The sequence below is a fragment of the Mesorhizobium oxytropidicola genome (genome assembly GCF_056174625.1).
In genome coordinates, this window is record NZ_CM149692.1 from 6,822,166 (window position 1) to 6,841,527 (window position 19,362).

General features: G+C 60.6%; 21 protein-coding genes and 1 pseudogene. 11 read left to right on the plus strand and 11 right to left on the minus strand.

What is annotated here, in order from left to right; genetic code table 11:
- Window positions 1–39: 39 nt before the first annotated feature.
- A complete protein-coding gene (locus tag AC0V8S_RS33945) occupies window positions 40–735 on the minus strand; it encodes a VIT1/CCC1 transporter family protein (RefSeq protein WP_475435980.1) in 696 nt (231 codons plus the stop codon).
- Between the two features lie 269 nt (window positions 736–1,004).
- Here AC0V8S_RS33945 and AC0V8S_RS33950 point away from each other — a divergent pair, with 269 nt between their 5' ends.
- From AC0V8S_RS33950 to AC0V8S_RS33960, 3 genes are read left to right on the plus strand one after another with little or no spacing between them, the layout of a single operon-like run.
- A complete protein-coding gene (locus AC0V8S_RS33950; RefSeq protein WP_475435981.1) occupies window positions 1,005–1,778 on the plus strand; it encodes an FMN-binding protein in 774 nt (257 codons plus the stop codon).
- A 25-nt stretch (window positions 1,779–1,803) separates the two neighbouring features.
- Window positions 1,804–2,526 carry an FAD:protein FMN transferase gene (locus AC0V8S_RS33955; RefSeq protein WP_475435983.1) on the plus strand — a complete coding sequence of 241 codons (723 nt, stop codon included), beginning with the start codon at window positions 1,804–1,806 and terminating at the stop codon, window positions 2,524–2,526.
- Window positions 2,523–4,034 (plus strand): FAD-dependent oxidoreductase, encoded by a 1,512-nt coding sequence (locus tag AC0V8S_RS33960; protein WP_475435985.1) that lies wholly within the window; start codon window positions 2,523–2,525, stop codon window positions 4,032–4,034. The genes AC0V8S_RS33955 and AC0V8S_RS33960 overlap by 4 nt, the downstream gene beginning before the upstream one ends.
- 10 nt (window positions 4,035–4,044) lie before the next feature.
- Here the strand turns inward: AC0V8S_RS33960 and AC0V8S_RS33965 are convergent, their stop codons facing one another.
- The 3 genes from AC0V8S_RS33965 to AC0V8S_RS33975 are packed head-to-tail and all read right to left on the minus strand — an operon-like array spanning window position 4,045 to window position 6,352.
- The gene (locus tag AC0V8S_RS33965) at window positions 4,045–5,388 is read right to left on the minus strand and encodes a sensor histidine kinase (protein ID WP_475435986.1); all 1,344 of its coding nucleotides are present in this window, start codon (window positions 5,386–5,388) and stop codon (window positions 4,045–4,047) included.
- A complete protein-coding gene (locus AC0V8S_RS33970) occupies window positions 5,388–6,053 on the minus strand; it encodes a response regulator transcription factor (protein ID WP_475435987.1) in 666 nt (221 codons plus the stop codon). Before AC0V8S_RS33970 ends, AC0V8S_RS33965 begins: the two co-directional genes overlap by 1 nt.
- Complete coding sequence (locus AC0V8S_RS33975) at window positions 6,053–6,352, minus strand: PepSY domain-containing protein (RefSeq protein ID WP_475435989.1); 300 nt, start codon at window positions 6,350–6,352, stop codon at window positions 6,053–6,055. Before AC0V8S_RS33975 ends, AC0V8S_RS33970 begins: the two co-directional genes overlap by 1 nt.
- 155 nt (window positions 6,353–6,507) lie before the next feature.
- On the opposite strand from AC0V8S_RS33975, the gene AC0V8S_RS33980 reads away from it, so the two are divergent.
- The 3 genes from AC0V8S_RS33980 (at window position 6,508) to AC0V8S_RS33990 (ending at window position 8,159) form a co-directional block, all read left to right on the plus strand.
- Entirely contained in the window at window positions 6,508–6,741 is a 234-nt protein-coding gene (locus AC0V8S_RS33980; RefSeq protein ID WP_475435990.1) for a hypothetical protein, read from the plus strand.
- A gap of 125 nt (window positions 6,742–6,866) precedes the next feature.
- Window positions 6,867–7,334: a DUF2231 domain-containing protein gene (locus tag AC0V8S_RS33985; protein WP_475435991.1), complete on the plus strand. Its 468-nt coding sequence runs from the start codon at window positions 6,867–6,869 to the stop codon at window positions 7,332–7,334.
- A 126-nt stretch (window positions 7,335–7,460) separates the two neighbouring features.
- Complete coding sequence (locus tag AC0V8S_RS33990) at window positions 7,461–8,159, plus strand: CBS domain-containing protein (RefSeq protein WP_475435993.1); 699 nt, start codon at window positions 7,461–7,463, stop codon at window positions 8,157–8,159.
- 78 nt (window positions 8,160–8,237) lie between these two features.
- Here AC0V8S_RS33990 and AC0V8S_RS33995 read toward each other — a convergent pair whose 3' ends face one another.
- From AC0V8S_RS33995 to AC0V8S_RS34010, 4 genes are all read right to left on the minus strand, one after another.
- Window positions 8,238–8,756 (minus strand): hypothetical protein, encoded by a 519-nt coding sequence (locus AC0V8S_RS33995; RefSeq protein ID WP_475435995.1) that lies wholly within the window; start codon window positions 8,754–8,756, stop codon window positions 8,238–8,240.
- Between the two features lie 137 nt (window positions 8,757–8,893).
- On the minus strand, window positions 8,894–9,229 hold the full coding sequence (locus AC0V8S_RS34000) for a DUF6455 family protein (protein ID WP_244420622.1): 336 nt from the start codon (window positions 9,227–9,229) through the stop codon (window positions 8,894–8,896).
- Between the two features lie 48 nt (window positions 9,230–9,277).
- Window positions 9,278–11,899, minus strand: a complete 2,622-nt coding sequence (gene mgtA, locus AC0V8S_RS34005) for a magnesium-translocating P-type ATPase (protein WP_475435997.1) — start codon at window positions 11,897–11,899, stop codon at window positions 9,278–9,280.
- Window positions 11,899–12,708: a universal stress protein gene (locus AC0V8S_RS34010; protein ID WP_475438750.1), complete on the minus strand. Its 810-nt coding sequence runs from the start codon at window positions 12,706–12,708 to the stop codon at window positions 11,899–11,901. The genes mgtA and AC0V8S_RS34010 overlap by 1 nt, the downstream gene beginning before the upstream one ends.
- Window positions 12,709–12,892: 184 nt before the next feature.
- Here AC0V8S_RS34010 and AC0V8S_RS34015 point away from each other — a divergent pair.
- Both AC0V8S_RS34015 and fixJ read left to right on the plus strand, forming a co-directional pair.
- Window positions 12,893–14,449: pseudogene (locus AC0V8S_RS34015) on the plus strand (PAS domain S-box protein).
- Window positions 14,436–15,050 carry a response regulator FixJ gene (fixJ, locus tag AC0V8S_RS34020; RefSeq protein WP_475435998.1) on the plus strand — a complete coding sequence of 205 codons (615 nt, stop codon included), beginning with the start codon at window positions 14,436–14,438 and terminating at the stop codon, window positions 15,048–15,050. Before AC0V8S_RS34015 ends, fixJ begins: the two are co-directional and overlap by 14 nt.
- Here fixJ and AC0V8S_RS34025 read toward each other — a convergent pair.
- Window positions 15,047–15,319 carry a hypothetical protein gene (locus AC0V8S_RS34025; protein WP_475436000.1) on the minus strand — a complete coding sequence of 91 codons (273 nt, stop codon included), beginning with the start codon at window positions 15,317–15,319 and terminating at the stop codon, window positions 15,047–15,049. The two genes, fixJ and AC0V8S_RS34025, sit on opposite strands and share 4 nt — an antisense overlap.
- The gene (locus AC0V8S_RS34030; RefSeq protein ID WP_475436002.1) at window positions 15,276–15,515 is read right to left on the minus strand and encodes a hypothetical protein; all 240 of its coding nucleotides are present in this window, start codon (window positions 15,513–15,515) and stop codon (window positions 15,276–15,278) included. The genes AC0V8S_RS34025 and AC0V8S_RS34030 overlap by 44 nt, the downstream gene beginning before the upstream one ends.
- A 122-nt stretch (window positions 15,516–15,637) precedes the next feature.
- Here AC0V8S_RS34030 and AC0V8S_RS34035 point away from each other — a divergent pair, with 122 nt between their 5' ends.
- Entirely contained in the window at window positions 15,638–15,949 is a 312-nt protein-coding gene (locus tag AC0V8S_RS34035) for a lipoyl domain-containing protein (RefSeq protein WP_475436004.1), read from the plus strand.
- A 71-nt stretch (window positions 15,950–16,020) separates the two neighbouring features.
- Here AC0V8S_RS34035 and AC0V8S_RS34040 read toward each other — a convergent pair whose 3' ends face one another.
- Window positions 16,021–16,311 carry a c-type cytochrome gene (locus tag AC0V8S_RS34040; protein WP_475438751.1) on the minus strand — a complete coding sequence of 97 codons (291 nt, stop codon included), beginning with the start codon at window positions 16,309–16,311 and terminating at the stop codon, window positions 16,021–16,023.
- Window positions 16,312–16,988: 677 nt separating this feature from the next.
- Between AC0V8S_RS34040 and AC0V8S_RS34045 the strand changes: the two genes are divergently transcribed.
- The gene (locus AC0V8S_RS34045; protein ID WP_475436006.1) at window positions 16,989–17,813 is read left to right on the plus strand and encodes a universal stress protein; all 825 of its coding nucleotides are present in this window, start codon (window positions 16,989–16,991) and stop codon (window positions 17,811–17,813) included.
- A 269-nt stretch (window positions 17,814–18,082) separates the two neighbouring features.
- Window positions 18,083–19,360 (plus strand): 5-aminolevulinate synthase, encoded by a 1,278-nt coding sequence (gene hemA / locus AC0V8S_RS34050; protein WP_475436007.1) that lies wholly within the window; start codon window positions 18,083–18,085, stop codon window positions 19,358–19,360.
- Window positions 19,361–19,362 lie beyond the last annotated feature (2 nt).

Below are 19,362 nucleotides of genomic sequence, written 5' to 3' on the forward strand. Positions count from 1 at the left end.
CAACTTCATAGAAACTGGCGTTGAACCATCTCGGGATAGTCAGATGGCGGTGCCAACGACGGCACCGATACCGGCGGTCAGCGCCATTGCCAGCGCGCCCCAGAAGGTCACGCGAACAGTTGCCCTCAGCACATTGGCGCCGCCGGCTTTGGCCCCAATGGCGCCCAGCACGGCCAGGAACAGGAGCGAGGCGACAGACACCGTTGCGGCGAGCCATGCGGCCGGTGAAACAAGCACCATCGCCAATGGCATGGCCGCTCCAACCGAAAATGCAGCCGCCGAGGCCAGAGCCGCCTGGATCGGCAGCGCCGTTGTCATCTCCGAAATGCCGAGCTCGTCGCGCGCGTGGGCGCCAAGCGCATCCTTCGCCATCAATTGGTCGGCGACCTGCAAGGCCAGCTTTAGCTCCACGCCACGCTTGACATAGATGTCCGCAAGTTCCTGTCGCTCGAACTCTGGCTGTGTCGCGAGTTCCCTTCGCTCACGGTCAAGGTCGGCTCGCTCTGTATCGGACTGTGAGCTGACCGACACATATTCGCCGGCCGCCATCGACATCGCGCCGGCTACCAAACCGGCTATACCGGCCACCAGAACGTTGGAGGCGGCGGCATTGGCTGCCGCCACGCCAACGATCAGGCTGGCCGTCGACACGATGCCGTCATTGGCGCCGAGTACGGCGGCGCGCAGCCATCCAATGCGGGATATGAGATGGTTCTCCGTATGCAGGCGGCTCACGCGATCGCCCAATGCTTCAGGATGTGGGTGCCGGAATGGCCGGCTGGCTCGTTGGCAACGGTCATGGCAACTACCTCGACTAAGAGAACCTTCCTATCTCGCGGTTCATGCGAACGTCTTGATCTGTGACAAATCAATTTGCCGCCGCCTATCGGCTTTGAAAAACGCAAACTCGCTGACAGCCAGTTGTCAGCTTGGTCGTGGGATATTGCCTCCGAAGCGGACCAGATGGACCGCCCTGCGAGATTCGACGTGGAAACACAATTCCGATGAAACAGATTGCACTGTCGCTTTTCGTGATCGCTGCCTCCGGCGCCTATGTCTGGGATCAGGCCGGCAAGGATCCGGCAAACGATATGCTCGGCGAAGCGCTGCCGGCCGATGCAGCCGAAGCGCCTTCCGTGCAGCCAAAAGAGCCCGCATCCGCTGCGGCTTTGCCGGTGCTTCGGACCTCGCCGGCGCCCCTCGATCCCTGGTTCAGAACAAGGTTCCCCATTGCCCGGGAAACGACGGCTGCCATAGCCGTGCCCGCCAAACGGCCTAATGATCCAGTCAAGCAGACAGTGGCTCCGGTGGCACCACAACCGTCGCCAACGCCGTCGGCTCGGCCAGTGGCTTCGGCTGCCTCCGATCCTGCGCCAACAGCACCTTCCTTCGCCGTAACTCCCGCCGTCTACATACCGGTCCCCCAGCCGAGGCCGGCATACCCGGAGACGCCAGCGCGCGGCATCCGTACGGGCATGAAGCTCGCTGCCCAGGGCTATGCCGACGGCGTCTACACCGGTCCCGCCGCCGATGCCTACTACGGCATCATCCAAATCCAGGCCCTCGTACAGGGCGGGCAGCTTACGGCGCTGAAAGTGCTGAAATATCCCTCCGACCGGCGCACCTCCATCAACATCAACAGGCAGGCGCTACCCATGCTGCGCGACGAAGCGATCAGCGCCCAGAGCGCCAATGTCGATATTATTTCGGGCGCGACGCTGACCAGCAGGGCTTTCATCCAGTCGCTGCGCGGCGCGCTGAAGAAAGCGTCGTCGTAGGTCCATGCGAGACACGCGAATTTTGATGGGCATGCCCATCACAGTCGACATCGGTGGCACGTCGACCGATGAGCTGATCGACACGGTCTTCAGCTATTTCGAACATATCGACCGACGCTTCAGCACGTACCGGGCCGACAGCGAGATCGCGGCCATCAACCGCGGCGACGTTCCGGTCGTCGACTGGAGCGGCGAGATGATGGAAGTGCTGGCCATTGCCAAGCAGACGAAAGACGAGACGGACGGATACTTCGATATTCGCAAGCCCGACGGTTCGCTCGATCCTTCCGGCATCGTCAAGGGCTGGGCCATCCGCAATGCGGCCGGGATCGTTCAACGGGCCGGCATCAGTGATTTCTTCATCGAGGCGGGCGGCGATATCCAGTCGTGCGGCAAGAATGCATCGGGCCATGACTGGAGCGTCGGCATCCGCAATCCCTTCAATGCGGACGAGATCGTAAAGATCGTGTATCCCCGCGGTCGCGGTGTCGCAACCTCCGGCACCTATGTCCGCGGTCAACACATCTACAATCCGCATGGAATTGGCAGTCCGATCCAGGACATCGTCAGCCTGAGCGTGATCGGCGCCGATGTGCTCGAAGCCGATCGTTTCGCCACCGCGGCCTTCGCCATGGGGCGGGGCGGCATTCTCTTCATCGAGCAGACGCCTGGCCTGGAGGGCTATCTCGTCGACGCCAATGGCCGCGCTACGCCGACGACCGGGTTCGGAGCCCTTTGCCTGCCATGATCAAGACCATCGACCGATTTCTCGATCACCTGACCATGTACAGGCTGGTCCTCTACTATCTGATGGCACTGGTCGGCGCGGCGTTTGTGCTCGGCTTCGTCAAGCTGGTGCCACATGATCCGATTGCGCTTGCCTTCACCACGGCGCTTGCGCTGGCCGCCTGCTGGATCACCAACAAGGTCTTTGCGCATGTCTTCGCAGTCCCGGCCAACAACGAGTCCGTCTACATCACCGCACTCATCCTGGCGCTTATCCTCGATCCGGTTGCGGTCACGGACATTAAGGGGATCGCGGCGGTGGCATTCGTGTCCGTCTGGGCGATTTCATCGAAATTCATTCTCGCCATCGGCCGGAAGCACCTTTTCAACCCGGCTGCGCTGGGCGTGGCGCTGTCCGCGCTGCTGCTCGACCAACCAGCCACCTGGTGGGTGGGCGGCAATCTGCCATTGCTTCCACTCGTGCTCGTCGGCGGCATGCTTATCGTCCGGAAACTGCGCCGGCTTGATCTTGTCTCGACCTTCGTTGTCGTGGCGCTGGCGACCATTCTGGCAACCACGGACCCAGCGCAGTACTGGACCGCGCTCGCAGAGACACTGGGTTCATCGCCGCTGCTGTTCTTTGCCTTTGTGATGCTGACCGAACCGCTGACCGCGCCGACGATGCATTGGCCGCGTATCGCCTTTGCCGCCATCGTCGGCTTTCTGTTTGCTCCCAACATCCATATCGGCTCGTTCTATTTCACACCGGAACTGGCGCTGCTTGCCGGCAACCTGTTTGCCTATGCGGCAGGCCCCAAGGGACGCTTCGTGTTGACTCTTGAACGCATTGAGCAATCGGCCGTGGACAGCTTTGACTTCGTCTTCCGGTCGCCGCGCAAGCTCGCCTTCGAGGCCGGCCAGTATCTCGAATGGACGCTTGGCCTCGATCGTGCCGACAACCGCGGCAACCGGCGCTATTTCACGGTCGCCTCGGCGCCGACGGAGGAAACAGTCCGCCTCGGCGTCAAGTTCTATCCGCAATCAAGTGCCTTCAAGCGCGAATTGATGACCATGAAGCCAGGCAGCACGATCCACGCCGCGCAACTGGCCGGCAACTTCACGCTGCCCGCCCGGCGTGAAACCAAGATCGCGTTCCTGGCTGGAGGCATCGGCATCACGCCGTTCCGCTCGATGCTGCAATATCTCCTCGACCGTAAGGAGCGGCGCCCGATCGTCGTCCTCTACGGAACCGAAGGCCAGCAAGACATTGCTTATCGCGACGTGCTTGGCGCGGCCAGGCAGGAACTTGGCATCAAGACGATCCACGCTGTGGCGAGCGGTGGCGAGCGCGGTCAATATCCCGGGTATATCGACGAGCGCCTGATACGTCTGGCGATACCCGATTACCTCGAGCGCACTTTCTACATTTCCGGCCCGCAGACGATGGTCAAGGCGCTGCGCCAGAAGCTGTTGGCCATGGGCGTTCGCCGCTCGAGGATAAAGGTCGACTATTTCCCGGGTTTTGCCTGAAGAAGCAGGCTCAACTGTGTCGCGGCAAGGAAATGGTCACGACCAGACCCGGATCGGCGTTAGCCATGGCAAGGCGTCCGCCATAGGCTTCGACGATATCGGATACGATGGCCAGGCCAAGACCGCTGCTGCCGCCCCTACTGTCGAGCTGGACACCACGTGACAGCGCGGACTCCCGATCGGCATCCGGTATACCTGGGCCATCATCGGCGACGGTGACAACCACCTCGCCTGCGGCGGCGGATGCACCGACACGGACTGACGATTTTGCGTAGCGGGCGGCGTTCTCGACCAGATTGCCGAGGATCTCGGACAGATCGCCTTCGTCGATTGGCGCCGTCGCATCTTCCGCAACGTCTATCTTGAATGAAAGCTGCTTGCCGCTTGGCGTCCGCTTGACGACGGCAATGACGCCAGCCGCGACGTCCGACACAACGCAGGATGCCTTGCCGGAGACGCCGGGCGCGAGGCGGGCGCGCGCGAGCTCCCGCTCGACATGGCGCCGGATCGCAGCGGCACTCTTCTCGATCTCATCGGCCAGCTCCGTTTCGCCTTTTTTCCGCAAGGCGCGGATATCGGCCGACAGGACTTGCAGCGGTGTCTTGAGACCATGCGCCAGATCGGTCGCGCGCGATCGGGCTCGCGCAAGTGCCCTCTCCTGGGCATCGAGAAGGCGATTGATTTCGTCCGCGAGCGGCTGCACCTCGCTTGGTGCCACCACATCGAGGCGCGCTGATCGCTGCGCAATCACGTTTTTGACCGAAACCCGCAAGGTCTCCAGAGGCGCAAGGCCGACGGTGATCTGGATGAAGAAGGCCGCCATGAGAGCAATGGCGAGCAGAACAAGGGCTGGCGCAAGATCGCGGACATACCCATCGACGGATTCCTTCACCGTTTGATGGTCTTCCGCCACGACGGCGCGAAACGACCGGCCACTGGCGTCTATGATCGTGCGCTCGACGGCGATGGTGAGCTCGCCTTGTGGCCCCTTGAATTCCTTGATCTCCCTGAATTCGCCGTTCGTTGCGCGATCAGGCAAGGCAAGCGTCGCGTCCCATAGTGAACGCGAGCGGACAAGGTTGCCGGATCCGGTATCCTGCACCTGCCAGTAGTGGCCGGAAAAAGGAATGGAGAAACGTGGGTCGGCCAAAGCCGCCTGAACCGAAACACGCCCATCGGCGGCGAAATTGGTCGCGCCAATAAGATCGTTCAGGTCAACCGTCAGCTCGCTGACAACGCGCCGCTCGACGTTCAGTTCGAACAGATAGCGCAATCCAACGCCGGCGATGGCAAGAGCAACCAGGATCGAGATCGTTGCCGCCAACCAGAGCCTGAACCGGATAGAGTTGCCCATCAGCGGGAATCGTCGGGCATCAGATACCCGAATCCGCGCCTCGTTTCGATGACGTCGCTCCCAAGCTTGCGACGCAGGCGCGCAACGATCACCTCGATCGTGTTCGGATCGCGGTCGTTGCCTGAATCGTACAAATGCTCGGCAAGTTCGGTCGGCGCCACCACCCGGCCGGCGTGGTGCATCAGAAACGCCAGGAGCCGGTATTCCAGCGGCGAAAGCGCAATGGGGATGCCGCGTAGCGAAATGCGCATCTGGCGTGTGTCCAAGAGCAACGGCCCGGACCTCAACACCGGTGCCGCCTGCCCGGCCGAGCGACGCAGGATTGCCCGTAACCGGGCGAGCAGTTCTTCCATTTCGAAAGGCTTGGGAAGATAGTCGTCCGCACCGGAATTGATGCCGTCGACGCGTTCGGTCCACATCCCTCTTGCGGTCAGAATGAGAACCGGGAACCTGCGCTCATTGGCTCGCCAACGTTTCAAGACCGTAAGACCATCGAGCTTGGGCAATCCGAGATCCAGGATTGCGGCGTCATAATTCTCGATATCGCCTGCGAACCAGGCAGCTTCACCATCCTTTACGATATCGACCGCCATCCCGGATGCCTTGAGGGCGGTCGCGATATCGGCAGCGATACGGGGTTCGTCTTCGGCCAGGAGGATCTTCATCAGTCACCCTCCCCATCGCGCATGATGACACCGGCACCGGCGTCGACGTCGACGGTCTTTCGCCGGCCATCGGCACCGACGACCTGAAACCGGTAGACCCATCTGTCGGCCTTGCGGATGAGATCGACCGCAACAACATCGCCGGGAGCTTTGGCGCGGACGATGTCCAGTATATTGGCAAGGCCTTTGATTTCGCCGCGCTCGTACAAATCCCGCGCCCGGTCATGGTCGCCGTCATCGTCCTCGTCGGCTCGGGCAGCGAGAGGCATGGCCAGGACAAGTCCCGCGAGACCCAGCACCGCCAAACGCTTCCATTGTCTTTTCATCGGCAAGGCATGTCGCACGTTGCAGCTTTCAATTTGCTGTCAATCATCCTCAGCCCACAGCAAGCAAAGGGTCCATATCAAGGCGTCATTGCGTCCAATCATGGCCGCGTCGATAAGGATACGAGACCATGCGCAATTCCATGCCTGTCCTTGCGGCACTTGCAAGCCTCACGATCTTTGCCCTGCCGGCGGCTGCTGAATCGGACGAAGGATCATGTGGGACGTCATCGTCTGTTGTCCCAGCCGGTCCGATCGATCTGCAGGCCATCCCCATGCAGGACGCCTCCACCCCGAAAGCCATCAAGGGCGGCGACGATGCGTGTAACGACCGGCAAGGCGATGAGGCCGACGACAACGACTAGGTCTCCCGTTAGCGGTGCGTGGCCCGCCACAGCACATAACGCTTGCCAATGTCGTGGGCCAAGGCTGCAAAGCCGGCAAATTATCAAAGTCCTCAAAGTCCCTTGCCAATTTCCGGAGAGTTTTCGTGATCCCCATTCAACATATCCATCCCATGCTTGTTCATTTTCCTATTGTTCTGATCTACCTGCTCGTGGCTATCGACCTTGTAGCGCTCGTTGGTGGCAGCGCCGTCACCAGGAGATCGGGAGCCGGTACGATCTCTACTTTTGTGGCCCTGGCTGCCGGAGTGTTGGCTATGGGGACCTGGTTCTTCGGAGGTCTTGCGCTGGATCATGCCGAAGCGGCCGGCTTCAGCAGCGACATCGCGGAGATCCACGAGAGCCTGGGAGGTATCACTGCCCTTGCCTTCCTGATCTGGGGACTTGTGAGGCTCACGCTTTGGATACGGAATCGCGAGTTTCGGGCTGTGACCATCGCCATTCCTCTGATCGAAGTTTGCGGAGCATTTCTGGTCACTGCAACGGCCTACTACGGTGGACTGCTTGTCTACGAACTTGGGGTGAACGTCGCCAAGACCGCGATAGCTGGTTGACCGGTTCGCGCCCCGTCATTCAAGGTTTTGGACTATTTGCCTCGACGGAAAAATGATTCAGATCAAGGCGCTTCGTTCATGTGAAATCTAAAGAAGCCGGACGTTGGAAAACTCCGGAGAGCGAACATGCAAGCCGAAGCCATCATGAGCAAGCCAGTCGTCGGCATAGACCCGTCCGCATCGATCGCCGAGGCGGCCGGGTTGATGCTCTCCAAAAAGGTCAGCGGCCTCCCCGTCATTCGCAACGACGGCAGGCTGGTGGGGATCGTCAGCGAGGGCGATTTCCTGCGACGCGGGGAACTGGGCACGGAGCGCAAGCGTTCGCGCTGGCTGGAATTTCTCGTCAGCCCCGGAAAGGCCGCCGACGAATATGTCCGCGCCAATGGTCGACGGGTTGAGGAGGTGATGTCGCAAGATGTCGTTACGGCATCCCCTGCAGCATCGCTCGCGAAAGTCGTCGAGCTCATGACGCGCCACCATGTCAAACGCATTCCGGTCGTCGAAGCTGGGAAAATCGTCGGCATCATCACCCGCTCTGATCTTCTGCGGGCATTGCTCGGCGTCCTTCCGGATGGAGCCGCTACGGTCATCGATGACGAACAGATTCGGGAGAACATCGCTACCGAGCTTGCGAGGCAGAAATGGGCTGGCAACGATTTGATCAATGTAATGGTGGACAAAGGCGTGGTGACACTGAGCGGCGCCATCTTCGACGAACGCGAGCGCCAGGCAGCAATAGTCGCTGCCGAAAACGTCTCCGGCGTCAATGCTGTCAAGGATAATCTCTTCTGCGCCGATCCCGTCTCGGTCGTCCTTGTTTCGTAGCGGAGTAGACCACTGATCCGCAGCGAGGCACCACTTGCCTCTCCGCGTTGCTAGTCTTCGCCCAAGGCTTCCCCGCGCTTAGGGCGCGACCAGGGGTATCAATGGTCGAAGGAGCAACAGGGCAAAGCCAATAAGCGCCGCGCCCGTAACTTTTTCTACCAATGTTTTGCCTTCGCTGAAGCGCCGACCCAGCAAAAGCCACACCGATCCGGTGGCGGTTGTCATCACCAGAAGCGCAATCCAGAAGATCCCCAGCGCGCGCGGCTCGATGTTCATCGGCACGATAGCCAGGCAATAGATGAAGGCCTTCGGATTGAGAGCACTGGTCACCGCAACAGAAATGGCGTCGCTGCTTTTGGCAGCGTTGATCCGGGCGCTTGCCGTCAGACGCAGGCCAATAATGACGAGCCACCCGGCTGCTACCAGCCTAAGTATTTGAATGGCGTCGGGCGACACGAAGGGACGCAGCGAAAACCAGCACGCGGATGCGATCCCGTATCCGCATGCCTGAGCGGCCAAGAGCTTGACCGCCTTCTGCCGCTTGACCGACCCCGCCAGCAAAAGAGCGTTGGTTGGCCCTGGTGCGACAAAGAGCAAGAATGCTTCCAGAAAAAATAGAGTGTCCAACTGCCTGGTCCCGCGGAATGCAAACCTATCAACTGCAAACTCGGTTTGCGTTGACTCTCGTCAGAACACGGACAGCACGATATCGTCCAGGCAGAGTACTCGAATGGCTAGCGTTGACCGGCCGCATGCTGCAGTCGAGCGATCAGGTCGCTGTTGCGGCAATAGTCTGGCGGGTTATCGGCTTGCTGATGTTCGTCGAGCCAGACCGAGCATTCGTCCTGGTGCCCGCAGGAACGGCAGCGGTCCACCGCCCGGCTGGTGACGGCGGCATGGTCGGCTACGACTTTCAATTGTCTGTCGACGCCGAGCTTCCGCATCATGCGGTCCATCAAGGTGGTTCTGGCATCAACTGAAATCAGGTAATCGAGAAAGGTCATGGTGATCACTCCTGCCTGCTGGCCATCATTGGCATGTTGGCGGCGGGCGGCGTTGATCTCGATCAACAGGCGGCATTGTTGCCGATCTCTGAGCCCCAAACAGGGAGCATGGCGCTAAACCTTGGCCACGAGGCGATCGAGAAAGGACCGCTGGCCGGCAAGCAACTTCTTCTTGCGGGCCCGGCTCTCTTGTCCGAAGAACCAGCGCTTGGTCGCCTCCGAGGCGAGTAGATAGAGCGCGGTAATTGCGACAAGCCCGACAAGTACGGGCAGAGGCAAGGGCACGAAGCCGAACCAGGCAGCAAACGGCAGATAGGGGATCATGATCGCGACAATCCCGACAGCCAATGTAAGCCAGGCAAGCAACGGGCTTGGACGGCTCGCCCAGAAAGCCCTGTGCGTGCGCACAATGAGCACGATGGCAAGCTCCGTCAGCAACGACTCGACAAACCACGCGGTCTGGAAGGCGGCCTCCGTGGCGCGCGCAAAGAACAGAAGGAATGCAAAGGTCGCGAAGTCGAAAAGTGAACTGACCAGGCCAAAGCTGATCATGAACCGCCGCACAAAACGGATATCCCAGTGGCGAGGCCGGCGCAGTTGGTCGGGATCGACGTTGTCGCTTGCAATGGCGAGTGAAGGAACATCAGAAAGGAAATTGTTGAGCAGGATCTGCTTGGCCAGAAGCGGCAGGAAAGGCAGGAACAGCGACGCGACAGCCATGCTGATCATATTGCCGAAATTGGCGCTGGTGGTGATGGAAATGTACTTCATCGTGTTCGCGAAGGTCTTGCGGCCATCGTCGACGCCGCGCACCAGCACGCCGAGATCCTGTTTGAGTAGGATGATATCGGCCGCTTCGCGCGCAACATCAACAGCGGTGTCGACCGAGATGCCTATGTCTGCCTCATGAAGGGCAGGCGCATCATTGATGCCGTCGCCAAGGTAACCAACGACATGGCCCCTGCTCCGCAAGGCCTGAACGATGCGCTCCTTCTGGTTGGGGTCGATCTCGACGAAGAGGTCGGTGTGCTGCACTCCTGCGAAGAGCGCGCTCTTGGTCAATTTCGAAAGCTCCTCGCCGGTCATGATCCTGTCGGCGCGCAAGCCGATCGCCTGGGCGAGATGCGCGGCAACGTAACGGTTGTCGCCAGAAATGACCTTTACCGCGATGCCGCGGTGGGCGAGCTCGGCAAGCGTCTCCTTGACGCCCTTCTTTGGCGGGTCGAGAAAAAGCAGGAAGCCCGCGAAGGCGAGATCGATCTCGTCTTTCCTGCTGAACGTTTTCTGGCCCTCAAACGGACGGACTGCCAAGCCCAGAACGCGGTAGCCGTCCGCGCTCCAGCGCCGGAATTTTCCGTCGATTGCCGCACGGTGCATTTCATTGAGAGGTTCCAGCCCCTTGGCTGTTCGCACAAAGCTGCAGGTTTCGAGGACATTTTGTACGGCGCCTTTGGTAATCAGAAGGTCCTGGGCGTCCTTGGTCCGCACCACAACGGAAAGCCGCTTGCGAATGAAATCATAGGGGATTTCGTCGACTTTCGTGAAGGCCGCCAATGATGCGCCCTCGCCCGGGACGCCGGCGATTGCTTCGTCCAGCGGGTTCTTCAGGCCGGTCTGCAGGGTCGCGTTGAGACGTGCCCAGAGCAGAATATCGGTTGACGGATTGCCGTCGACATCGAGCCATCCATCGAGGTGGATAACGCCTTCCGTCAGCGTCCCCGTCTTGTCCGTGCACAGCAGATCCATGCTGCCCAGATTCTCGATGGCATCGAGACGGCGCACGATGACGCCATTGGCAGCCATCGCGCGAGCCCCTCGAGCCAGCGTCACGCTGATGATGGCCGGGAGAAGTTCGGGCGTGAGGCCAACCGCCAGTGCCAGCGAAAACAGCAGCGACTCAATCAGCGGTCGATGCAGCAGCAGGTTGGCGAAGAACACCAGGATGACGATCGCCAGCATGATCTCGGTCATCAGATAGCCGAACAGCCGGATGCCCCGGGCAAACCCTGTTTCGGGGATTTGTCGCTCCAGGGCCGCGGCGATCGACGCGAATTCCGTGCGGGTGCCGGTTGCCGCTGCAAGCACGGTTGCGGTGCCGCTACGGACGGATGTTCCCGTAAAGACCGCGTTGGTGCGCAGTGTGAGCGCGGCATCCGGCGCCGATCGTCCCGGTGTCTTCACGGCGGGAAAGGTTTCGCCGGTCAGCACGGCCTCGCTCACATTGAAATCGCGCGCATCCAGAATGATACCGTCGGCAGGGATGAGGTTTCCGGCCGAAAGCCGGATCACGTCGCCCGGTACGATCTCTTCGGCGGCGACCGAGCACTCGGCGCCGTCACGCAACACAATAGCCTTGCGCGAAATACGCTGTTTCAGTGCTTCGGTCGCCCGCGACGCACCGTACTCCTGGGTGAAGCTCAGGACGCAGCTTGCCAGCACGATCGCGCCGATGATCGCAGCCTCCTGGCCATCCCCGACGAAGGCCGATACGCAGGCCGCGAAAATGAGGATCAGGACCAGCGGGCTGCGGAACTGGCTGGCAAACACTGCCAGGGCCGACGCGCTTGATGTTGACGCGGGCGTGTTTCGGCCGAATTTTGCGAGCCTCGATGCCGCTTCGGACGAAGCAAGCCCCGAGACTGAGGTCTCAAGACGCAGCAGGAGGTCATTGGTCTCGATCGACCAATAGGCACCGTCCTCTGGCGAGACGGATTGCTGGCCGGCTTTGCCAATCATCAATACGACATGAAGCGGTTTATGCCGCTCTCTTCGATCAGCGTGCGGGTAACGCCGCCGAACGCCCATTCCCGCAAGCGGCTATGGCCATAGGCGCCCGAGACGATGAGGTTGGCATGGATCGAGCGTGCGAATGTCAGCAACCGGTCGCCATCAGCCTCGCCGGCGATCAGCTCGGTTTGCGCCTTGATGCCATGATGTTCGAGAAAAACCGCGACATCGGCGAGGCTGTCACGAATGCTTTCGTCGCGGTCGGTGTCAATCGTGACGATCACGACTTCGCTGGCTTTGGCCAGGAAAGGCAATGCATCAGCAATCGCTCGCCGTGCCTCCCTGGTGTCCTTCCACGCCACGAGAACGGTTTTTGCCAGGACGTGCTCGACGTTGGTTGCCGCGACCAGAACCGGACGCCCGGCACCCAGTGTCAGACTGCCGACGTCCACGGCGCGAAACACATTGTCTCCTGCCTGGCCGGTAACGATAAGGTCGGCCGCTCTGGCCGAAACGCTGAGGAACCGGGTCGGGCTGCAAACAGCTTGGCCCCACTCGCTGAAGATCGAAGCAGGAACCAGCCTTTCGAACTCGGCGCGCAATTCGGCAAGCCGCTTTTCGATTTCCGTCCGCTGGATCTGCATGATCTCGCCTTCGTAGACCATGCCTTGGCCGGTGGCGACCAAGGGCGGAACATCCGCTGCCGCCAAGCCGATAAGACGAGCTCCGAACCGCTCCGCGAGCTCGACCCCCGCCTTTACAATGGGTGCAGGAGGCGCATCGATGGCGAGGTTGACGATGATTGACTTGTAAGACATTGCGGACGCCTTTCGCTGAACGATGGAATGCGTGATGAATTGCATTCGTCCGCGTCCAATGCCTTGATGCGCGTCAAAGATCGCCAACTGGGCCTGCGCACGAAAACGTCGGCTCGATCCGTTTTGCGTGTGTGGCGAGAAGTGATAGTTAGCCCCGGTAGCGTCTCGAACCGGGGAATTTCAGGTGATCAAAGACGAAGCGCTCAGTTTGTCGCCCGGCGGGACGACACTGAAAGCACTGTTGTCGCAAATGTTCGATCAGGCTCCGGGCTTTATAGCGCTCCTGCGCGAGCCAGGTCACGTTTTCGAACTGACCAATGCCGCCTACAAGCGAATGATCGGCCACAGGCAAGTGGTTGGAATGTCAGTACGGGACGCGTTTCCCGAGCTCGAAGGGAATGAGTTTTTCGAACATCTGGACCATGTGTACACGACCGGCGAGCCCTACATCGGCCACGGGGTGAAGGTTGGCCTTCGCAACAAAGCCGATGGGCCGGTCGAGGAGCGCATCCTTGATTTTGTCTATCAGCCGGTCAAGGCCGACGACGGCCGTATCACCGCGATCTTCATTGAAGGCACGGATGTCAGCGACCTGTCCTTTGCAAACGCAGCACTTCGGCTGCGTGAGGACCATTTGCGATCGATCCTGGCAACAGTGCCGGACGCCATGGTCGTCATCGACGAACAGGGCGGGATTCGAATCCTTCAGCACCGCTGCCGAAACGCTGTTCGGCTACCAGTCAAGCGAAGTCATTGGTCAAAACGTGAAGATGCTGATGCCTTCGCCCTATCGCGACGAGCATGATGCCTATCTGCTTCGCTACCTGACGACGGGAGAGCGCCGGATCATCGGGCTCGGGCGCACCGTGACCGGGGCACGCAAGGATGGCACGACGTTCCCGATGGAGCTTTCCGTCGGCGAGATGCACCCGGGAACCGGACGCTTTTTACCGGCTTCTGCCGCGACCTCACCGAACGCCACCGGGCAGAAGCCAGAATCCAGGAGCAGCAGCAGGAGCTGCTGCACATGGCGCGGTTTACAGCACTCGGCGAAATGGCTTCGACGCTTGCTCATGAGATCAACCAGCCACTGACGGCGATCACGAACTACCTCAAAGGCAGTCGTCGGCTGCTCGAGAAAAGCCAGGACGAGAATGCGCCCATGCTGCGGGATGCGGTGGAAAAGGCAGCTGAGCAAGCCTTGCGGGCAGGCGACGTCATCCGTCATCTGAGGGATTTTGTAGCCAGGGGCGAAAGCGAGCGCCAGGTCGAACGGCTGCCGATGCTGATCGAAGAAGCCGCATCCCTGGCCTTGGTTGGCGCAAGGGAGCTCAATCTTCTCGTCAGCTACAAGCTTGACCCTGCCGCCGAACTGGTCTTGACCGATCGCATCCAGATTCAGCAGGTTCTGCTCAACCTGATGCGCAACGCGGTGGAGGCCATGCAGGATGCGCCGCGCCGCGAATTGAAAGTCACGACCATTGCCCGGGATGATGGGATGGCCGAGGTGAGCGTGATCGATACAGGCCCGGGTCTCGCACCGGAGGTCTCGGCCCAGCTCTTCCAGCCATTTGTAACGACCAAGAAGCAAGGCATGGGTGTCGGCCTTTCCATTTGCCGCACCATCGTGGAATCGCACGGTGGCCATATATGGGCCGAGGTAATGCCGGCCGGCGGAACCGCTTTCCGGTTCACCTTGCGCATCGTCGAGAAGGAAGAGGTCACAAATGGCCGACAGTGATCTGGTGCACGTGGTCGACGACGACGTCGACGTCCGCAAGTCGCTCGGTTTTCTTCTGGCAACAGCAGACTTCGCAGTACGCCTGCACGAATCGGCCACCGCTTTTCTCTCAACGGCGACTGGCCATCTCCACGGTTGCATTGTCACCGACGTGCGCATGCCGGGCATAGACGGCATCGAGTTCCTGCGTCAGCTCAGAGTGGGCGGGCATACGATTCCGGTTATTGTCATGACCGGCCACGCCGATGTGGCGCTTGCCGTTCAGGCAATGAAGGAAGGCGCTGCCGATTTCATCGAGAAGCCGTTCGACGACGAAATGCTGATCGAAGCGATTCGCTCCGCGCTGGCCAATCGGAACCAAGCAAACGCGGCGCCTCCCCAGTCTGCGGATATCCGCACGCGTCTGTCGACCTTGTCAGAGCGCGAGCGGCAGGTGCTGGATGGACTTGTTTCGGGTCTGCCTAACAAGACGATCGCCTACGATCTGGGCATCAGCCCGCGCACGGTCGAAATCCATCGCGCCAATGTCATGAGCAAAATGGGCGCAAGCAGCCTGTCACATCTTGTGCGCATGGCGCTGATCGTGGAATCCCGACCCTAGGGAGAGTTTTCAAGAGGTTTGCGAATTCCGACCTGGGCCCGCCCCAAGTCCCAATCGCGCCAGTGGGTCGGCCGGATGTCGACACGGGCACCAGTGGCAGCATTCTTCCAACCCTCCTTCACCCTTCTGCAGGCAAACACAAGCGCGTGTTCGCCGTCTTCATCGAAGACGGCGAGTTCGAGATCGCGACCAAACGGAGCGCTTAGGATTGGTTTCCACATCGCATCAAAATCTTCGCAAACGGTGCGTTGCGCATTGATCTGCATCATTTTCTGGAATCGCCGAACAGGCATGCGCGTTGCCGGGCCTCGAGCTGATCTGGCTAATAGCTGCTGCGGCAGACGCCATATCGTGATCGGTGCCAATCACATGCATGGCGAGGGCAGCCCAATTGATTGCCAACGCAGCGCTGATATCTGATCCGGCGCCCATCGCGACGGCTGCCTTTTCCCTGAAATGCTTCATGACCTCACTCCGTCGACGGTCGGCCATCTTAGGCCGGCTGCCGTATCAGAATTTGATCGCCGTCAAACGCCGCGCAATTGCAGCACTCTGCGCTGGACGCCGATTGATCGGGATCAAGGACCGTGCTGCGCAAGCGCATATCATCAGACGGCATAGGGAGAATTGCGATGCACTATATCAAGGTCGATGAAGCCCTGTGGGCCTCCAGCATGTTGCCGGAAGGCATCCTGGAGCGCTGGTTCATTACGAGCGGCGACACAATCAAGGCCGGCGAACGGATAGCCGAAGTTCGCGTTGAAGACGCGCTGCACGAGATTGTAGCGCCGGCAGGTGGCCGCGCGACGATTGTCGCCACCGCGAATACCGTCATCGAACCAGGCTCGATTCTGGCAACGCTGGAAGTCTGGCCCGGTGAGGACGCCTCACCGGGTTGATTGCGCTCATTCCTCACTTGTAGCCTCAAGGAGGGCATCGGGCTCGGTCGCCGCTGCGTCCGCAGCTCCGATCACGGTTTCTGCAAGGTGCTGATGTAAGCGATTATTGCATCGATCTGGTCGGGGCTGGCGATCCACTCAGGCATGTCCGGATGGCCAGTCGAAATCCCCTCGGCGAGGGCTTCCTCGAGATCAGTGATCGGATAGCGCTTTGACAAGGTGCGAAACGCCGGGGCGTCGGGATGACTGCTCTTGTCGGTTTTTCCAATGGCGTGGCAGCGGGCGCAATTGACTTCCACCAACGCCTTCCCGTGATCCGTTAAGCTATCGGCACGGGCTGGGTGCACATATCCGAGCAGCATCAGTGCAAGGACGGAAGCCGGCAGACGACGACGCCCGCAAAACCTGTTCATGTCTGACGACCTCCGCATTGCCGATCTACGCGACTGTCTTCGCCGCTGCGTCCTCGATCGCGGTTCTGGCTTTCTCGCGGACCCGGTTGGCCGTTTCCGAAGCAAGCCTGGAGGCCAGTGTGGCGACCTTGCCGGCTTCGCTGACGTATTGCGATGTCGCATTCTGGAGAAAGCAGAGAAGATGTCGAAAGCGTCATTGAACTCCGGACAGGTGATGAGATCGTCGGCCAGCTTGATTTCCTGTTCGCAACGATGCTTCAGAAATGCCAGCGTTTCGACGTTATAGCGCATCATCGCCTTGAAGGCGTGCACTTGAAGAGACGCGGCAGCAAGTAAGAACTTCTGGCCATTTCCCACTATCGGCGACAATTGTGTGCCGAATGACGATGGCTCGGGCTGAGTGTGCATAATCGACTACTCCGTTCTGAGGCATGCAAACAAAATCTCCACAGCGCAACGTTGACGCCGTTCATCGTCATGTCCTTGATCAGGATCAACCCCAATGGCCTTGCCGGACTGCACGAGCATCCCGGCACCAACCGGTCTCGTTGCGGCGTTTGACCCGCATCAAGGTGCTCCCCTCTATTTGATGGCCAAGTCGCGTCAACCGCAGATGGATTGACGCGATGGCTTTCAAGACGATCATGGTTCAACTGGACGTGGACGCCATCGCAGCGCCGCGCATCGCGATGGCGTGGGATCTTGCTCAACGGCTTGAGGCCGACCTCATTGGCTTCTGCGCCGCCGAGCCGCATTTTGTCGTGCCAACCGGCACCGACGACCAGGCAGCAACCAAGGCGTTGTGGTGTCAGGTAGAGGAGATAGAAGGTCGCCTCGACTGCCTGCGAGACGAATTCCTGAGCATCGTCAATGGCAGCAATCGTGCCTCGTGGCGCGGAGAGGTAGGCAATCCGACTCGCCAACTCGCACTCAATGCGCGTGCCGCCGACTTGATCCTCACTGGTTCGCCGGCGGCCGACCTGTTGGTCGACCATCATCGTATGCTGGATCCGGCAAGTCTCATCCTTGCGGCTGGCCGCCCGATACTCGTGGCATCGGAACCCCTTGCGCCGATAAGAGCCGAAAGCATCCTGATTGCGTGGAATGACACGCGCGAGTCTCGCCGCGCCGTCGTCGACGCCATGCCCCTTCTGATCGAGGCCAGGGATGTTGTGATCGTGTCCGTGGACCGTGAAAACCACGCGTCTCGGGACGACGTCGCAGACGTCGAGCTCTTCCTGGCACGGCATGGAGTGAGAGCGCGTCCGGAAGTTTTGGATGCGCACCGTTCCGAACCGGAGGACTTGCTCCTTCAAATTGGTCGGCAGATCGCGGCTGATCTGATTGTCCTTGGTGGCTATGGCCACAGCCGTGTCCGTGAAATGACCTTTGGGGGCGTGACACGTTCGGTGCTGCGAAGCGGATCATTGCATCGGTTCATATCGAATTGAGGAAGGAGACACCTCCGGGCCGCGGTTTTGACCTGAATCAAGGTCGTCCGTTCCCGCAAACGGTTACGTCTAACCCTTGCCAAGTTCGGTTTGGCCGATAACCCGCAGCGCAAGAAACCGCGAGCAGACGCGGTCATACGGAACGGCCACGCAGCCGACAAGACTTGGTAAGTGGCTCGCGCCGTCGCTACGCCAATGGATGAGATTCCAAGCAGCGGAGACGGTACGGTCGCACCTCCGAGCGCTCAACAGGCAAAGGAAATTCGGCTATGAACTACCAGCGGTTCTTCGAAGAAGCGATCGACCAACTCCATGCGGAGCGTCGCTATCGCGTCTTCGCCGACCTCGAGCGCATCGCGGGCAAGTTTCCGCGCGCCATCTGGCGCTCCAATGGCCGCGCCGAGGAAATCACCGTCTGGTGCTCCAACGACTATCTCGGCATGGGCCAGCACCCCGATGTCATCGCCGCGTTCCAGGATGCGGCCGGCAAGATGGGGTCGGGCGCCGGCGGCACCCGTAACATTTCCGGCACGTCCAGCCCGCTGGTCGAACTCGAGCACGAGCTTGCCGACCTGCACGGCAAGGACGCGGCGCTGGTCTTCACCTCCGGCTTTGTCTCCAATGAAGCCTCGATCTCGACCATCGCCCGGCTTTTGCCCAACTGCCTGATCATCTCGGACGAACTGAACCACGCTTCGATGATCGAAGGCGTGCGGCGCTCGGGCGCCGAGAAGAAGATCTTCCGCCACAATGACGTCGCGCATCTGGAAAGCCTGTTGCAGGCGGCGGGGCGCGAACGGGCCAAGCTGATCGTCTTCGAAAGCGTCTACTCGATGGATGGCGACATCGCGCCGATCCGGGAGATCGTCGAACTCGCCGAGCGCTACAGCGCCATGACCTATATCGACGAGGTCCATGCTGTGGGCATGTACGGACCGCGCGGCGGCGGCATCACCGAGCGCGAGGGCCTGGCCGACCGGATCGATATCATCGAAGGGACGCTGGCCAAGGCATTCGGAACGCTGGGCGGCTACATCACCGGCACCAGTGCGGTGATCGACGCGGTGCGCTCCTATGCGCCGGGCTTCATCTTCACCACGGCGCTGCCACCGGCGATCGCCGCCGCGGCGACGACATCGATCCGCCATCTCAAGCGCTCGCAAGCCGAGCGTGACGCCCAGCAGCAGCAGGCAGCGCGCACCAAGCAGATCCTTTCGGCGGCCGGCCTGCCGGTGATGGAGTCTCCGACCCATATCGTACCGGTGCTGGTCGGCGATCCCGAGCTTTGCAAGATGGCCAGCGACCGCCTGCTCGGCGTTCATGGCATCTACATCCAGCCGATCAACTACCCGACCGTGCCGCGCGGCACCGAGCGTCTGCGCATCACGCCGACGCCGTTCCATTCGGATGCGCTGATCGCGGGACTGCAGGACGCGCTGGTCGAGACATGGGATGCGCTCGGCATTCCCTACGGCTCCGCCGGTCGACCCACTGTCGCCAAGAGCGATCGGATTGTTCCACTGCTGGTGCAGAAATCCGGCGGCTGAAA

Bases quoted from the DNA above. Each gene is read 5' to 3' on its own strand.
- AC0V8S_RS33965 (WP_475435986.1), bottom strand. From the start codon at position 5,388: ATGGGCAACTCTATCCGGTTCAGGCTCTGGTTGGCGGCAACGATCTCG.
- AC0V8S_RS33960 (WP_475435985.1), top strand. From the start codon at position 2,523: ATGATCAAGACCATCGACCGATTTCTCGATCACCTGACCATGTACAGG.
- AC0V8S_RS34010 (WP_475438750.1), bottom strand. From the start codon at position 12,708: ATGTCTTACAAGTCAATCATCGTCAACCTCGCCATCGATGCGCCTCCT.
- AC0V8S_RS34040 (WP_475438751.1), bottom strand. From the start codon at position 16,311: ATGCTGCTCGGATATGTGCACCCAGCCCGTGCCGATAGCTTAACGGAT.
- AC0V8S_RS34030 (WP_475436002.1), bottom strand. From the start codon at position 15,515: ATGAAGCATTTCAGGGAAAAGGCAGCCGTCGCGATGGGCGCCGGATCA.
- fixJ (WP_475435998.1), top strand. From the start codon at position 14,436: ATGGCCGACAGTGATCTGGTGCACGTGGTCGACGACGACGTCGACGTC.
- AC0V8S_RS33950 (WP_475435981.1), top strand. From the start codon at position 1,005: ATGAAACAGATTGCACTGTCGCTTTTCGTGATCGCTGCCTCCGGCGCC.
- AC0V8S_RS33955 (WP_475435983.1), top strand. From the start codon at position 1,804: ATGGGCATGCCCATCACAGTCGACATCGGTGGCACGTCGACCGATGAG.
- mgtA (WP_475435997.1), bottom strand. From the start codon at position 11,899: ATGATTGGCAAAGCCGGCCAGCAATCCGTCTCGCCAGAGGACGGTGCC.
- AC0V8S_RS34045 (WP_475436006.1), top strand. From the start codon at position 16,989: ATGGCTTTCAAGACGATCATGGTTCAACTGGACGTGGACGCCATCGCA.
- AC0V8S_RS33980 (WP_475435990.1), top strand. From the start codon at position 6,508: ATGCGCAATTCCATGCCTGTCCTTGCGGCACTTGCAAGCCTCACGATC.
- AC0V8S_RS34025 (WP_475436000.1), bottom strand. From the start codon at position 15,319: ATGATGCAGATCAATGCGCAACGCACCGTTTGCGAAGATTTTGATGCG.
- hemA (WP_475436007.1), top strand. From the start codon at position 18,083: ATGAACTACCAGCGGTTCTTCGAAGAAGCGATCGACCAACTCCATGCG.
- AC0V8S_RS33970 (WP_475435987.1), bottom strand. From the start codon at position 6,053: ATGAAGATCCTCCTGGCCGAAGACGAACCCCGTATCGCTGCCGATATC.
- AC0V8S_RS33990 (WP_475435993.1), top strand. From the start codon at position 7,461: ATGCAAGCCGAAGCCATCATGAGCAAGCCAGTCGTCGGCATAGACCCG.